19 protein-coding genes are annotated in these 12,627 nt (G+C 59.6%); 3 read left to right on the plus strand and 16 right to left on the minus strand.

Annotated features, from left to right (window positions below; translation table 11 throughout):
* Positions 1-57 precede the first annotated feature (57 nt).
* The 16 genes from rpsD to ACWGXF_RS12075 all read right to left on the minus strand — a co-directional run bounded on the left by rpsD (position 58) and on the right by ACWGXF_RS12075 (position 9,259).
* Complete coding sequence (gene rpsD, locus ACWGXF_RS12000) at positions 58-681, minus strand: 30S ribosomal protein S4 (protein WP_003068426.1); 624 nt, start codon at positions 679-681, stop codon at positions 58-60.
* An 89-nt stretch (positions 682-770) separates the two neighbouring features.
* Positions 771-1,175 carry a 30S ribosomal protein S11 gene (gene rpsK / locus ACWGXF_RS12005; RefSeq protein WP_003050538.1) on the minus strand — a complete coding sequence of 135 codons (405 nt, stop codon included), beginning with the start codon at positions 1,173-1,175 and terminating at the stop codon, positions 771-773.
* 17 nt (positions 1,176-1,192) lie between these two features.
* Positions 1,193-1,558, minus strand: a complete 366-nt coding sequence (gene rpsM / locus ACWGXF_RS12010) for a 30S ribosomal protein S13 (RefSeq protein WP_003068424.1) — start codon at positions 1,556-1,558, stop codon at positions 1,193-1,195.
* Positions 1,559-1,580: 22 nt separating this feature from the next.
* Positions 1,581-1,694: a 50S ribosomal protein L36 gene (gene rpmJ, locus ACWGXF_RS12015; RefSeq protein ID WP_003050535.1), complete on the minus strand. Its 114-nt coding sequence runs from the start codon at positions 1,692-1,694 to the stop codon at positions 1,581-1,583.
* 118 nt (positions 1,695-1,812) lie between these two features.
* Positions 1,813-3,126 (minus strand): preprotein translocase subunit SecY, encoded by a 1,314-nt coding sequence (gene secY, locus ACWGXF_RS12020; protein ID WP_003050520.1) that lies wholly within the window; start codon positions 3,124-3,126, stop codon positions 1,813-1,815.
* A 24-nt stretch (positions 3,127-3,150) separates the two neighbouring features.
* Entirely contained in the window at positions 3,151-3,582 is a 432-nt protein-coding gene (gene rplO / locus ACWGXF_RS12025) for a 50S ribosomal protein L15 (protein ID WP_003050519.1), read from the minus strand.
* A gap of 11 nt (positions 3,583-3,593) precedes the next feature.
* The gene (rpmD, locus tag ACWGXF_RS12030; protein WP_003050517.1) at positions 3,594-3,776 is read right to left on the minus strand and encodes a 50S ribosomal protein L30; all 183 of its coding nucleotides are present in this window, start codon (positions 3,774-3,776) and stop codon (positions 3,594-3,596) included.
* Positions 3,777-3,790: 14 nt separating this feature from the next.
* Entirely contained in the window at positions 3,791-4,312 is a 522-nt protein-coding gene (gene rpsE, locus ACWGXF_RS12035; RefSeq protein WP_003050515.1) for a 30S ribosomal protein S5, read from the minus strand.
* A gap of 15 nt (positions 4,313-4,327) precedes the next feature.
* Complete coding sequence (gene rplR, locus ACWGXF_RS12040) at positions 4,328-4,693, minus strand: 50S ribosomal protein L18 (RefSeq protein WP_003050513.1); 366 nt, start codon at positions 4,691-4,693, stop codon at positions 4,328-4,330.
* A gap of 11 nt (positions 4,694-4,704) precedes the next feature.
* Positions 4,705-5,238, minus strand: coding sequence for a 50S ribosomal protein L6 (gene rplF / locus ACWGXF_RS12045; protein ID WP_003068417.1), 534 nt, complete (start codon positions 5,236-5,238; stop codon positions 4,705-4,707).
* Between the two features lie 24 nt (positions 5,239-5,262).
* Complete coding sequence (gene rpsH, locus ACWGXF_RS12050; RefSeq protein WP_003050510.1) at positions 5,263-5,658, minus strand: 30S ribosomal protein S8; 396 nt, start codon at positions 5,656-5,658, stop codon at positions 5,263-5,265.
* 20 nt (positions 5,659-5,678) lie between these two features.
* The gene (gene rpsN, locus ACWGXF_RS12055; RefSeq protein WP_003050509.1) at positions 5,679-5,984 is read right to left on the minus strand and encodes a 30S ribosomal protein S14; all 306 of its coding nucleotides are present in this window, start codon (positions 5,982-5,984) and stop codon (positions 5,679-5,681) included.
* A gap of 8 nt (positions 5,985-5,992) precedes the next feature.
* Positions 5,993-6,532, minus strand: a complete 540-nt coding sequence (gene rplE, locus ACWGXF_RS12060) for a 50S ribosomal protein L5 (RefSeq protein ID WP_003050507.1) — start codon at positions 6,530-6,532, stop codon at positions 5,993-5,995.
* 10 nt (positions 6,533-6,542) lie between these two features.
* A complete protein-coding gene (gene rplX, locus ACWGXF_RS12065) occupies positions 6,543-6,860 on the minus strand; it encodes a 50S ribosomal protein L24 (protein ID WP_003068411.1) in 318 nt (105 codons plus the stop codon).
* Positions 6,861-6,872: 12 nt separating this feature from the next.
* Positions 6,873-7,241: a 50S ribosomal protein L14 gene (rplN, locus tag ACWGXF_RS12070; RefSeq protein WP_003050500.1), complete on the minus strand. Its 369-nt coding sequence runs from the start codon at positions 7,239-7,241 to the stop codon at positions 6,873-6,875.
* Between the two features lie 422 nt (positions 7,242-7,663).
* On the minus strand, positions 7,664-9,259 hold the full coding sequence (locus tag ACWGXF_RS12075) for an FAD-dependent oxidoreductase (protein ID WP_452101963.1): 1,596 nt from the start codon (positions 9,257-9,259) through the stop codon (positions 7,664-7,666).
* 500 nt (positions 9,260-9,759) lie between these two features.
* Here ACWGXF_RS12075 and ACWGXF_RS12080 point away from each other — a divergent pair, with 500 nt between their 5' ends.
* From ACWGXF_RS12080 to glpK, 3 genes are read left to right on the plus strand one after another with little or no spacing between them, the layout of a single operon-like run.
* Positions 9,760-10,524: a DeoR/GlpR family DNA-binding transcription regulator gene (locus tag ACWGXF_RS12080; protein WP_003068405.1), complete on the plus strand. Its 765-nt coding sequence runs from the start codon at positions 9,760-9,762 to the stop codon at positions 10,522-10,524.
* On the plus strand, positions 10,521-11,003 hold the full coding sequence (locus ACWGXF_RS12085) for a GNAT family N-acetyltransferase (protein WP_087865566.1): 483 nt from the start codon (positions 10,521-10,523) through the stop codon (positions 11,001-11,003). The genes ACWGXF_RS12080 and ACWGXF_RS12085 overlap by 4 nt, the downstream gene beginning before the upstream one ends.
* Positions 11,004-11,017: 14 nt before the next feature.
* Positions 11,018-12,514, plus strand: a complete 1,497-nt coding sequence (gene glpK, locus ACWGXF_RS12090; protein ID WP_452101964.1) for a glycerol kinase GlpK — start codon at positions 11,018-11,020, stop codon at positions 12,512-12,514.
* Positions 12,515-12,627: the final 113 nt, after the last annotated feature.

Genomic DNA, 12,627 nt, shown 5'->3' on the forward strand with positions numbered 1-12,627 from the left:
CCACGGCGCGATGCCTCGCGCCGTGGGGACGGTTTACAGAAATGTCGCTGCTAAAGATTAACGCGAGTACAACTCAACGATCAGGGATTCGTTGATGTCAGCTGCGAATTCATCGCGGTCAGGAGACTTCTTGAAAGTACCTTCTGCCTTGTCAGCAGACACTTCAACCCATGCGGGGAAGCCCACTTGAGCAGCCAGTTGCAGAGCCTCGACCACGCGAGCTTGCTTCTTGGACTTTTCACGCAGGGCAACCACGTCGCCTTCCTTCACGGAGAAAGAAGGAATGTTCACGGACTGGCCGTTCACAGTGATAGCCTTGTGCGACACCAGCTGACGTGCTTCAGCACGAGTGGAGCCGAAGCCCATGCGGTACACGACGTTGTCCAGACGCGATTCCAGCAGCGACAGCAGGTTGGCACCAGTGTTGCCACGCTTGCGGTCAGCAGCTTCGAAGTAGCGGCGGAATTGCTTCTCCAGCACGCCGTACATGCGCTTGACCTTCTGCTTTTCGCGCAGTTGCAGACCGTAGTCGGAAGTGCGCTGACCGGAAGTGCGGCCATGCTGACCAGGCTTGGTGTCGAACTTTGCCTTGTCTGCGATGGAGCGACGTGCGCTCTTCAGGAACAGATCGGTGCCTTCGCGGCGGGAGAGTTTTGCCTTAGGGCCAATATAGCGTGCCACTTGATTTCCTTTGTGTCATCTACCGTGCGCAAACACGGGAGCCGCCCGCGATGCAAATGCACCTGGGCGGCGGTGGGCTTGATAAAAAATTAGATACGACGACGCTTTTGAGGGCGGCAGCCGTTGTGGGGAACCGGAGTCACGTCCGAGATGGAAGTGATACGGATACCCAGAGCACCCAGGGCGCGAACCGAGGATTCACGGCCAGGACCGGGACCCTTGATTTCGACTTCCAGGTTCTTGATGCCCTGTTCGATAGCAGCACGACCGGCCACTTCCGAAGCAACCTGAGCAGCAAAGGGAGTCGACTTGCGCGAACCCTTGAAGCCCTGGCCACCCGACGAAGCCCACGACAGAGCGTTGCCTTGACGGTCGGTGATGGTGATGATCGTGTTGTTGAACGAAGCGTGCACGTGCGCGATGCCGTCAGAAATATTCTTACGAACCTTCTTGCGAACGCGAGCAGCTGCGTTGTTTGCGGGAGACTTAGCCATAATGATCTTTCAATCTCTTATTTCTTCAGAGCCGCAGCACCCTTGCGCGGACCCTTGCGAGTACGGGCGTTTGTGCGGGTACGTTGACCGCGCATGGGCAGGCCGCGACGATGACGGAAACCGCGGTAGCAACCGATGTCCATCAAGCGCTTGATGTTCATCGTGGTTTCGCGACGCAGATCACCTTCCAGAGTCATGGGATTCAGGAAGTCACGGATCTTTTCCAGATCAGCGTCCGTCAGGTCCTTGACCTTCTTGGAATACTCGATACCGCATGCTTCGCAGATCTTGCGAGCTGTAGTGCGACCGATGCCATAGATGGCAGTCAGGCCGATTTCAGCATGCTTGTGCGGCGGGATGTTAATGCCAGCAATACGTGCCATATTAGTCCTCTAATGCTTTCAATCAACCTTGGCGCTGCTTGTGGCGCTGGTCAGTGCAGATCACGCGCACAACACCTTTGCGGCGGATGATCTTGCAGTTACGGCAGATTTTCTTGACCGAAGCCGAAACTCTCATTCTTTTCTCCTAAAACTTTCCATCCACTATCGGCCTATCGACCGGGAAACAATGCCCGCGATAGATCGATGGGCGTCTACTAACTTTTGGCAGGCTGCCCCCTTGGGCAGCCTTGTCATCAAATACCAGCCTTAAAGTTCGCTTTTTTCAGGAGCGACTCGTATTGCTGCGACATCACGTAGTTCTGCACTTGCGCCATGAAGTCCATTGTCACGACCACAATGATCAGCAACGATGTACCACCGAAGTAGAACGGAACGTTGTACTTCAGGATCAGGAATTCGGGCAACAAGCACACGAAGGTAATGTAGATCGCGCCAGCCAGGGTCAGGCGAACCAGAATCTTGTCAATGTAGCGGGCTGTCTGTTCGCCAGGACGAATCCCGGGGATGAAAGCGCCACTCTTCTTCAGGTTGTCGGCAGTTTCCCGGCTGTTGAAAACCAGGGCCGTATAGAAGAAGCAGAAGAAAATGATCGCGGCAGCATAAAGGATGACATAGATTGGCTGACCAGGGGTCAACGTGCTCGCAATATCCTTCAGCCAGCGCATGGATTCTCCTGCACTGAACCAATTCACCACCGTAGCGGGCAGCAAGATGATCGACGAAGCGAAGATGGGAGGAATCACACCTGCCATGTTCAGCTTCAGTGGCAAGTGCGAAGACTGACCACCGTACACCTTGTTGCCGACTTGCCGGCGTGCGTAATTCACCAAGATCTTGCGTTGACCTCGTTCGACATACACGACGAAATACGTCACGGCTGCCACAACGAGAACAATGAAGATTGCCGCCAGAATGCTCATGGCACCGGTGCGCACCAGTTCCAGCAGACCGCCGATGGAGCTCGGCAGGCCTGCGGCGATACCGCCAAAGATCAGTATCGAGATACCGTTGCCCAGACCACGTTCAGTGATCTGTTCACCGAGCCACATCAGGAACAGGGTACCGGCCGTGAGACTGACCACCGCAGTCATGCGGAAGCCAAAACCAGGGTTCAGAACCAAGCCTGCGGAGCTTTCCAGGGCAACAGCAATTCCCAAGGACTGAAACAGCGCCAGGCCCAGAGTGCCGTAGCGGGTGTACTGGGTAATCTTGCGACGACCCGCTTCACCTTCCTTTTTCATCTGCTCGAATGTCGGGACCACGTAGGTCATGAGCTGCATGATGATCGATGCCGAGATGTACGGCATGATCCCCAGTGCGAACACTGTGAAGCGCGAGAGCGCTCCACCCGAGAACATGTTGAACAGATTGAGAATGCCGCCCTGCTGGCCAGAGAACAGCTGCTGCAGCTGCGCTGGGTCGATGCCCGGAACGGGGATATGCGCCCCGATGCGGTATACGACCAGCGCAAGCAACAGAAAAACCAGACGACGACGCAGGTCGCCGAATTTTCCAGTCTTTGCAATTTGAGCTGCGCTAGTAGCCACGGATGTCTTCTTTCAGAACTTTAATCAGGCGATGCTGCCACCGGCAGCTTCGATGGCAGCCTTGGCACCGGCGGTAGCGCCGATACCATTGAGCTTGACAGCCTTAGTCAGTTCACCGCTCTTGATGATCTTCACGACCTTAGCGATAGAGCCAACCAGACCGGCTTGCTTCAGAGCAGCCAGATCGACTTCGGCCAGGCCGAGCTTATCCAGCTCGGACAGGGTCACTTCTGCATTGAACTTCAGCAGATGCGACTTGAAGCCACGCTTGGGCAGGCGACGCTGCAGAGGCATTTGACCGCCTTCGAAGCCCACCTTGTGGTAGCCACCCGAACGCGACTTCTGACCCTTGTGACCGCGACCGGCAGTCTTACCCAGACCAGAACCGATACCGCGACCCACGCGACGCTTGGCGTGCTTGGCGCCGTCTGCAGGCTTGATGCTATTGAGTTCCATCATCAATCCTTTCAGAGAACCTTCACCAAGTAGGCGATCTTGTTAATCATGCCGCGCACTTCAGGAGTGTCCTGCAGTTCGCTGACGCTGTTCAGCTTGCGCAGACCCAGGCCACGCACAGTCGCACGGTGCGACTCTTTGGTGCCGATGGGGCTACGAACCAGCTGAATCTTGACAGTTTGTTGTGTTGTCATGTGCTGGACTCCGATCAGGCGGTGAAGATGTCTTCGACCGACTTGCCGCGCTTTGCTGCCACGTTCGCAGGGGTCGTGGAGTTCTTCAAAGCGTCGAAAGTTGCGCGAACCATGTTGTAGGGGTTCGACGAACCGTGGCTCTTGGCCACGATGTCGGTGATACCCACCACTTCAAAAACAGCGCGCATAGGGCCGCCAGCGATGATGCCGGTACCCTTGGGAGCTGGGTGCAGCTCGACCTTGGCAGCGCCGTGATGGCCCTTCACCGAGTGGTGAATGGTGCCGCTCTTGAGTGCAACCTTCATCAGGTTGCGACGGCATTCTTCCATCGCTTTTTGCACGGCAGCAGGCACTTCCTTGGACTTGCCCTTACCCATGCCAACGCGACCGTCACCGTCGCCAACCACGGTCAGTGCAGCGAAGCCGAGAATACGACCGCCCTTCACAACCTTGGTGACGCGGTTGACCGCGATCATTTTTTCGCGCAGACCGTCGTCACGACCTTCGTCTTGCACTTTGGGGGAAAATTTAGCCATTTGTATCCGCTCCGCTTAGAACTGCAGGCCCGCTTCGCGAGCGGCTTCTGCCAAAGCCTTCACGCGGCCGTGGTATGCAAAACCGGCGCGGTCGAAAGCCACTTTCTCAACGCCAGCAGCCTTAGCCTTCTCAGCAATGCGCTTGCCGATCAGCGTGGCGGCGGCCACGTTGCCACCCTTGCCAGCGGCGCCGAGTTGCGAACGCACTTCGACTTCTGCAGTGGAGGCCGAAGCCAGCACGGTAGTGCCGTCTTCCGAAACCACGGAGGCGTAGATATGGAGATTGGTGCGGTTCACGCTCAGACGTGCAACGCCTTGCTGGGCAATGCGGATGCGAGTCTGACGGGCACGGCGCAGACGCTGCTCTTTCTTGTTCAACATCATGCAGCTCCTTACTTCTTCTTGGTCTCTTTGATCACGACCTTCTCATTCGCATAGCGAATGCCCTTGCCCTTGTAAGGCTCGGGAGGACGAACGGCACGGATCTCAGCAGCCAATTGACCGACCACTTGACGGTCAGCACCCTTGATCACGATTTCAGTCGGAGTGGGGGTAGCGACAGTGATGCCGGCAGGCATCTCGAAGTTGACGGGGTGCGAGAAGCCCACAGCCAGGTTCAGCTTGGAACCTTGTGCAGCGGCCTTGTAGCCCACGCCAATCAGCGTCAGCTTCTTCTCGAAGCCTTCCGTCACGCCCTTGACCATGTTGTTGACCAGCTGGCGGATGGTACCGGCCAGAGCGTCAGCTTCACGGGAATCGTTGGCGGGAGCAAAGGACAGCTTGCCGTCGTTGTTGCCGATGGTCACCAGGCCGTTCAGAGCCAGCGACAGATCGCCGCCCTTGCCCTTGACCTTGATGGTTTCAGCGTTGATGGACACATCCACACCTGCGGGGATGGTCACAATAGCTTTTGCTACGCGAGACATTTCAGTATTTCTCCTTAATGTCCGTTAGGCCACATAGCACAGCACTTCACCGCCGATACCGGCAGCACGTGCTTTGCGATCAGTCATCACGCCCTTGGGAGTAGTGACGATGGCCACACCCAGGCCGTTCTGGACCTGAGGAATTGCGTGACGACCCTTGTACACGCGCAGGCCGGGACGGCTCACACGTTCGATACGCTCGATCACAGGGCGACCGGCGTAGTACTTCAGGGTAATTTCGAGTTCGGACTTGCCACCTTCGGACTTCACTTCGAAGCCGTCGATATAGCCTTCTTCCTTCAGCACTTGTGCGATGGCAACCTTCACCTTGGAGGAAGGAGCCGACACAGTGGCCTTGGAGACCAGTTGTGCATTGCGGATGCGGGTCAGCAAGTCAGCGATGGGATCACTCATGCTCATGTTTAATCTCTCCTGCTTGCTTACCAGCTGGCCTTGGTGACACCGGGGATGTCGCCAGCAAAGGCCAATTCACGCACCTTGGCACGACCCAGACCGAATTGGCGGAAGGTACCGCGAGGACGGCCAGTGATCTCGCAACGGTTACGCTGGCGAGTGGGGTTCGAGTTACGGGGCAGCTTCTGCAGACCCAGGCGAGCGGCGTCGCGCTCTTCGTCGGAACGCTTCACGTCGCCGGCGATTGCCTTCAGTTCTGCATACTTGGCAGCATACTTGGCTGCCAGCTTTTCGCGCTTCAGTTCGCGCTGAATCATTGCTACTTTAGCCATGCGCCACCTCAGTTCTTGAAGGGGAATTTGAAAGCGGCGAGCAGTGCCTTGCACTCTTCGTCGTTCTTCGCTGTTGTCGTGATGCTGATGTTCAGACCACGCAGAGCGTCCACCTTGTCGTACTCGATTTCGGGGAAGATGATTTGTTCTTTGACGCCAACGTTGTAGTTGCCGCGACCATCGAACGAACGACCCGAGATACCACGGAAGTCACGCACGCGAGGCAGAGCCACGGTCACGAAACGGTCCAGGAATTCGTACATCTGAACGCCACGCAGGGTCACCATGCAGCCGATAGCTTGGCCTTCGCGGATCTTGAAACCAGCGATAGCCTTCTTGGCCTTGGTCACCACAGGCTTCTGACCAGCAATCTTGGTCAGGTCAGCCACGGCGTTGTCCATCACCTTCTTGTCGGCCACGGCTTCGCTCACACCCATGTTCAGAGTGATCTTGGTCAGACGGGGCACTTCCATAGCGGAGGTGTAGCCGAACTTTTCCTTCAGTTCAGCCGCGATCTTTTCGCGATAGAGTTTTTGCAGTCGTGCCATGTGTTACTCCTTAGGCGGCGATTTCAGCGCCATTGGACTTGAACACGCGAACACGTGTGCCGTCGGCGTTCACCTTGATGCCCACGCGATCGGCCTTGCCGGTCGCTGCATTGAAGATAGCCACGTTGGATTGGTGGATAGGCATGGCCTTTTCCACGATACCGCCGGTGGTGCCCTTCATGGGGTTAGGCTTGGTGTGCTTCTTGACCAGGTTGACACCGTCCACGATCACGTGGGAGTCATCCTTGCGCAGAGAAACCACGCCACGCTTGCCCTTGTCACGGCCGGTCAGCACGATAACTTCGTCGCCCTTGCGAATCTTGTTCATGGTGCTATTCCTTTAGAGAACTTCAGGGGCCAGCGACACGATCTTCATGAACTTTTCGGTACGCAGTTCACGAGTCACGGGGCCAAAGATGCGGGTGCCGATAGGCTCCAGCTTGGCATTCAGCAGCACGGCGGCATTGCCGTCGAACTTCACGAGCGAACCGTCTGCACGACGGATGCCCTTGGCGGTGCGCACCACCACAGCACTGTAGATCTCGCCTTTTTTGACGCGACCACGAGGAGCTGCTTCCTTGACGCTCACCTTGATGATGTCGCCAACACTTGCGTAGCGACGATGAGAACCGCCCAGCACCTTAATGCACTGAACAGACTTCGCGCCGGTGTTGTCGGCAACCTCTAACCGAGATTCTGTTTGGATCATTTCAATATTCCCAACTTGCTCCAGCAACGCTCGACAGCCCCAGAGTCTTCTCAAGGGCTGATCAAGCAGCCGGTCAGTCTTGGGCCCGTCGTCCACCTTCCGGACCATTCCGGAGGGCTTCCCGCTGGGCAGAAAGTTCCACGCTTTCAAACGTGAAGCAGGAGATTGTCGCAGGAAATCCTTTGTGCGTCAAGCGTTTAGCCTGCAATACCCGCACTGATTTCACTGGCGCAAAGCCTGGCAGACAGGCCTTTCGCACTTGCAACCAAAACAATAGCGCATAGCGCTCCTAGAGCATTGATTTCAAACAATATTTGATCTGAAATCAACAGATAGAAAGCGCTGACAGCTCACATTTTCGCAAGACCTGCGGACCACAGCCTGTTGCCCGTACGCCACGCCCCGCAGGGCGGCCGCGCGGATCAGCCCTGGGCGGGCAGATATTGGCGGGTCAGGGCCAGGAAGTCGTTGAGCTGCACATCCTGGGCCAGCTCCTCGGTCAGGATGGCCGCCACGCGGGGCGCGATCTCGGCAGCCTTGCGGGCATCGAGAAAGAGCAGGCGACTGCGGCGCGCCAGCATGTCCTCGACGGTGCGCGCGTATTCGAAGCGGGCGGCAAAGCGCACCATGGCCTCGGAAAGACCGTCCATCAGCCAGTTCTGCGCACCAGGCAGCGCAGCCACGGCGGCAGCATCCGTGCCGTAGGAGTGCAGGCCCTGGCTCTGATTCATGCTGTGCGTGACGGCCGCCTCGGCCGGCGCACCGACCAACGGCAGGTTCACGGTCACCCCGGCAGGACGGCTGGGCAGACGACCGATCTGGAAGCATTCGGCCAGCACATCCTCGGACATGGCCCGGTACGTGGTCCATTTGCCGCCGGTAACGGTCACCAGACCCGTCTTGCTGGCCATCACCGTGTGCTCGCGGCTAATCTTCTTGGTGTTCTCGCCATCATCGTCCTGCGGCTTGACCAGGGGGCGCAGGCCCACCCACATGCTGCGCACATCGGCCAGCGTGGGCTGGCGATTCAGATATTTGCCGGCCTCGCCGAGAATGAAATCCAGCTCTTCGGGGAAAGGCAAGGGTTCGCGCGCCAGATCGTGACGCGGCGTGTCGGTGGTTCCCAGAATCACCTTGCCCAGCCATGGCACGGCAAACAGCACACGGCCATCGGCCGTCTTGGGAATCAGCAGCGCATGATCCGTGGGCAGGAACTCGCGGTCCACCACCACGTGCACGCCCTGGCTGGGCGCCACCATGGGCTTGACGGGCTTGCCCTGGGCCTCGGCATCCTGCTGGCGAAACAGATCCACCCAGGGCCCCGTGGCATTGACCACGCACTTGGCGCGCACGGTGAAGTTGCGGCCCGATTCCGCATCGCGGCAGATCAGTCCAGCAATCTGGTCGTTTTCATAGATCAGCTTCTCTGCCGGGCAGTAGTTGATCAGCAAAGCACCCTTGGCCGCAGCGGTACGTGCCAGCGCCAGCGCCAGGCGCGCATCGTCAAACTGACCATCCCAGTACTTGACCCCGCCCTTGAGACCTTTTTGCTGCACGGTCGGCAGGTATTTCACGGTCTTGGCGCTGGAGAGGAATTCGGTCGCCCCCAGACCGGCCTTGCCGGCCAGAGCGTCATACATCTTGAGGCCGATGCCGTAGAACGGCGTGTCCAGCAGCTTGTACGAGGGCATCACAAAGGCCAGGGGCTGGGCCAGATGCGGTGCGTTGTGCAACAGGGTCGTGCGCTCGTGCAGCGCCTCGCGCACCAGGGAGATATTGCCCTGCGCAAGGTAGCGCACGCCGCCATGCACCAGCTTGGTGGCGCGCGAGGAAGTGCCCTTGGCAAAGTCCAGCGACTCCAGCAGCACGACCTTGAAGCCGCGCGCCGCCGCATCCACCGCCACGCCCAGCCCCGTGGCACCGCCGCCCACGATGGCCAGATCGAAGCTTTCGGTCTGCGCCAGGCGCTCCAGCAGTTGTGCGCGCGTTGTAGCCAAGGGTTGAGTGGACTGGTTCATGGAACGACTTCTGCGGTGATCGCCGCGCCGCCATCATCCAGCGATGAGACGCGCACAGCAAAGAACAAATTTCAGATCGAATATTTTCGCTCTTTTTCGCTTTTAGTGCATTGCAAATCCCAAATATCGATTCGTTTTTGCGCGATTCAAGCCAAAACCACTAGCCCAGCGCCACCCCGGTCAGGCCGCAGCATCGACAATCGGCGCGCTTGCACACTCTCAATGCATGAACTGCATTCTTCTTGCAGCGCCAATTGTTACTGCTGCAACAACTCGCCACGATGACATATAACCGCAGCTTGCTGTCAGACTTCAGACTCGGCGTGGATTCATTTTTGTTTTTTACCGGGCAATTCCATAGAAAATCACCCTATTAGAGGTTCGTTTGGATTCGCTCACAATCCCTGCACTGCCCGCTGCGGCTGGCGCTCTCCCCTATAGAGCTCTTCACCTGCAGCCCGTCCATGCGCCAATAGCACCTATATAACCAGTCATCAGTCATGAACAGCAATCCCCGCCAGTTGCAGCTTGTCGAAGAAGTCCGCGCCCGTCAGTCCACCTCGGTGGAACAACTGGCAGAAATCCTCGGGGTCACGCTGCAGACCGTGCGCCGAGACATACAGAAGCTGGCCGATGCCGGCTTGCTGGTGCGCTTTCATGGCGGCGTGCGCGTGCCCAGCGCCACCGTGGAGAACCTGGCCCATACCCAGCGCCAGGTATTGCATGCCGAAGGCAAGATGCGCATCGCACGCGCCATTGCCGAAGCCATTCCCAACGGCTGCTCGCTGATTCTCAATATCGGCACCACCACCGAAGCGGTGGCCCAGGCCCTGCTGCAGCACAAAGGTCTGCGCGTCATCACCAACAACCTCAATGTTGCAGCCATCCTCAGCAGCAACGCCGATTGCGAGGTCATCGTCGCCGGCGGCGTGGTGCGCACACGCGACCGCGGCATTGTCGGCGAGGCGGCCGTGGACTTCATGCGGCAGTTCAAGGTGGACATTGCCGTGATCGGCATCTCGGCCATCGAGTCGGACGGCAGCCTGCGCGACTTCGACCTGCGCGAGGTCAAGGTGGCGCAGACCATCATCGGCCAGTCGCGCGAAGTCTGGCTGGCAGCCGACCACAGCAAATTCAGCCGCCAGGCCATGGTGGAGCTGGCCCGACTGAACCAGATCGACCGCCTGTTCACCGACGTTGCGCCCTCCGCGCCATTCGATGCCCTGTTGCGCGATGCCGAGGTGCAATGCACCATCGCCCAATGAATGCTGCCCCCCCCTATCTGATTCGCCCTGCGCTGCCCGAAGATGCCGCAGGCATTGCCGGGCTGCTGCATGACATCGGCTGGTTCAAGGCCTACGAAAGTCATTCCACATCCCAGAACACCGAGGCCGTGAAGGCGCTGCTGGACGAGCTGCAGGCCGGGCCGGAGCGCTCTCTGATGCTGGTGGCGCAAGACGCTCAGCAGCATATTCACGGCTACTGCGCCGTGCACTGGCTGCCGGTCGCCGTGCTGCAAGGCTGGGAGGCTTATGTGAGCGAGCTGTTTGTCGCCGAGGCAGCGCGCGGTGCTGGCCTGGGCCAGCAATTGCTGGACGCAGCCACCCAGGCTGCGCGCGAGCGCCATTGCATACGCATCTGGCTGGTCAACAACCGCGAGCGCCCTTCCTATGTGCGCGGCTTTTACTCCCGGCAGGGCTGGAGCGAGCAGGCCGAAATGGCGCGCTTTGTGCTCCCCCTCTGAATCACGGACAACCCATGACAACCTATCTGCTCGCCCTGGACCAGGGCACCTCCAGCTCCCGCTCCATCGTCTTCGACACGCAAGGCCGCATCGTGGCATCGGCCCAGCTGGAGCTGCCGCAGATCTACCCACAGCCGGGCTGGGTGGAGCATGACCCGCGCGAGATCTGGCGCACCCAGCTGAGCACCGCGAAGGAGGCGCTGGCCAAGGCGGGCCTCAAGGCTGGCGATATCCGCTCGGTGGGCATTACCAACCAGCGCGAGACCACCATCGTCTGGAACCGCAAGACCGGCGCGCCCATCCACCACGGCATCGTATGGCAGGACCGCCGCGCCGAACCCACCTGCGTGCAGCTGCGCGAAGCAGGCCACAGCGACACCATTCTGCAGAAAACCGGCCTGCGCATCGATGCCTATTTTTCAGGCACCAAGCTCAAGTGGCTGCTGGACAACGTGCCCGGCGCACGCGCCGCAGCGCAGGCCGGCGAGCTGGCCTTCGGCACGGTGGATTGCTGGCTGATCTGGCAGCTGACGGGCGGCAAGCGCCATGTCACCGATGTGAGCAATGCCAGCCGCACCATGCTCTTCAATGTGCACAGCAACCAGTGGGATGCCGATCTGCTGGCCCTGCTCGACATTCCTGCGGGCCTGATGCCCGAAGTCCTGCCCTCTGCCGCCGATTTCGGCCAGACGGCGGACGAGGTGCTGGGCGGCTCCATCAAGATCGGCGGCGTGGCCGGCGACCAGCAAAGCGCGCTGTTCGGCCAGGCCTGCTTCGACGCCGGCATGGCCAAGAACACCTATGGCACGGGTTGCTTCATGCTCATGCACACGGGCAGCAGCTTCCAGACCTCGAGCAACGGCCTGCTGACCACATCGGCAGCCCAGGCGGGCAGCCAGCCCCAGTTTGCGCTGGAAGGCAGCGTCTTCGTCGGCGGTGCCGTGGTGCAGTGGCTGCGCGACGGCCTGCAGGCCATCGAGCACAGCGGCCAGGTACAGCAACTGGCCGAAAGCGTGCCCGACAGCGGCGGCGTGATGCTGGTACCGGCCTTTACCGGCCTGGGCGCCCCCTACTGGAAGCCCGATGCGCGCGGCACCATCACCGGGCTGACGCGCGGCACGACGATGGCCCATATCGCTCGCGCGGCCCTGGAGTCCATTGCCTACCAGAGTGCGGCCCTGCTCGGCGCCATGAGCCGCGACGCCGTGGCCACGGGCGGCACGCCGGTCAGCGAGCTGCGCGTGGACGGCGGTGCCTGCGTGAACAATCTGCTGATGCAGTTCCAGGCCGACCTGCTGGGCATTCCCGTGGTGCGCCCGGCCTGCGTGGAAACCACGGCCCTGGGGGCAGCCTATCTGGCCGGCCTGTCCAGCGGCGTCTATCAGAGCACCGAGGAGCTGTCGGCATTGTGGAAGGCCGAGCGCCGCTTCCTGCCCACGCTGGGCAAGGACCGCGCCGACGAGCTGATGCAGCGCTGGGAACAGGCAGTGCGCCAGACCACGGCGCAGTAAAGCCGCTGCACTGGGCGCTGACCAGGCAAGCGCTCAAGTGACCCGTCCTAGATTAGGTTGACACCTAGAGCGGTAATTCAAGCCGGCAGATACCGGCCAGGGACGCCCGATGC

It is taken from the genome of Comamonas sp. HJ-2 (assembly GCF_053615495.1).

Bases quoted from the DNA above. Each gene is read 5' to 3' on its own strand.
- rpsK (WP_003050538.1), bottom strand. From the start codon at position 1,175: ATGGCTAAGTCTCCCGCAAACAACGCAGCTGCTCGCGTTCGCAAGAAG.
- rpsM (WP_003068424.1), bottom strand. From the start codon at position 1,558: ATGGCACGTATTGCTGGCATTAACATCCCGCCGCACAAGCATGCTGAA.
- rpmJ (WP_003050535.1), bottom strand. From the start codon at position 1,694: ATGAGAGTTTCGGCTTCGGTCAAGAAAATCTGCCGTAACTGCAAGATC.
- rplO (WP_003050519.1), bottom strand. From the start codon at position 3,582: ATGGAACTCAATAGCATCAAGCCTGCAGACGGCGCCAAGCACGCCAAG.
- rpmD (WP_003050517.1), bottom strand. From the start codon at position 3,776: ATGACAACACAACAAACTGTCAAGATTCAGCTGGTTCGTAGCCCCATC.
- rpsE (WP_003050515.1), bottom strand. From the start codon at position 4,312: ATGGCTAAATTTTCCCCCAAAGTGCAAGACGAAGGTCGTGACGACGGT.
- rplR (WP_003050513.1), bottom strand. From the start codon at position 4,693: ATGTTGAACAAGAAAGAGCAGCGTCTGCGCCGTGCCCGTCAGACTCGC.
- rplF (WP_003068417.1), bottom strand. From the start codon at position 5,238: ATGTCTCGCGTAGCAAAAGCTATTGTGACCATCCCCGCAGGTGTGGAT.
- rpsH (WP_003050510.1), bottom strand. From the start codon at position 5,658: ATGAGCATGAGTGATCCCATCGCTGACTTGCTGACCCGCATCCGCAAT.
- rpsN (WP_003050509.1), bottom strand. From the start codon at position 5,984: ATGGCTAAAGTAGCAATGATTCAGCGCGAACTGAAGCGCGAAAAGCTG.
- rplE (WP_003050507.1), bottom strand. From the start codon at position 6,532: ATGGCACGACTGCAAAAACTCTATCGCGAAAAGATCGCGGCTGAACTG.
- rplX (WP_003068411.1), bottom strand. From the start codon at position 6,860: ATGAACAAGATTCGCAAGGGCGACGAAGTTATCGTGCTGACCGGCCGT.
- rplN (WP_003050500.1), bottom strand. From the start codon at position 7,241: ATGATCCAAACAGAATCTCGGTTAGAGGTTGCCGACAACACCGGCGCG.
- ACWGXF_RS12075 (WP_452101963.1), bottom strand. From the start codon at position 9,259: ATGAACCAGTCCACTCAACCCTTGGCTACAACGCGCGCACAACTGCTG.
- ACWGXF_RS12080 (WP_003068405.1), top strand. From the start codon at position 9,760: ATGAACAGCAATCCCCGCCAGTTGCAGCTTGTCGAAGAAGTCCGCGCC.
- ACWGXF_RS12085 (WP_087865566.1), top strand. From the start codon at position 10,521: ATGAATGCTGCCCCCCCCTATCTGATTCGCCCTGCGCTGCCCGAAGAT.
- glpK (WP_452101964.1), top strand. From the start codon at position 11,018: ATGACAACCTATCTGCTCGCCCTGGACCAGGGCACCTCCAGCTCCCGC.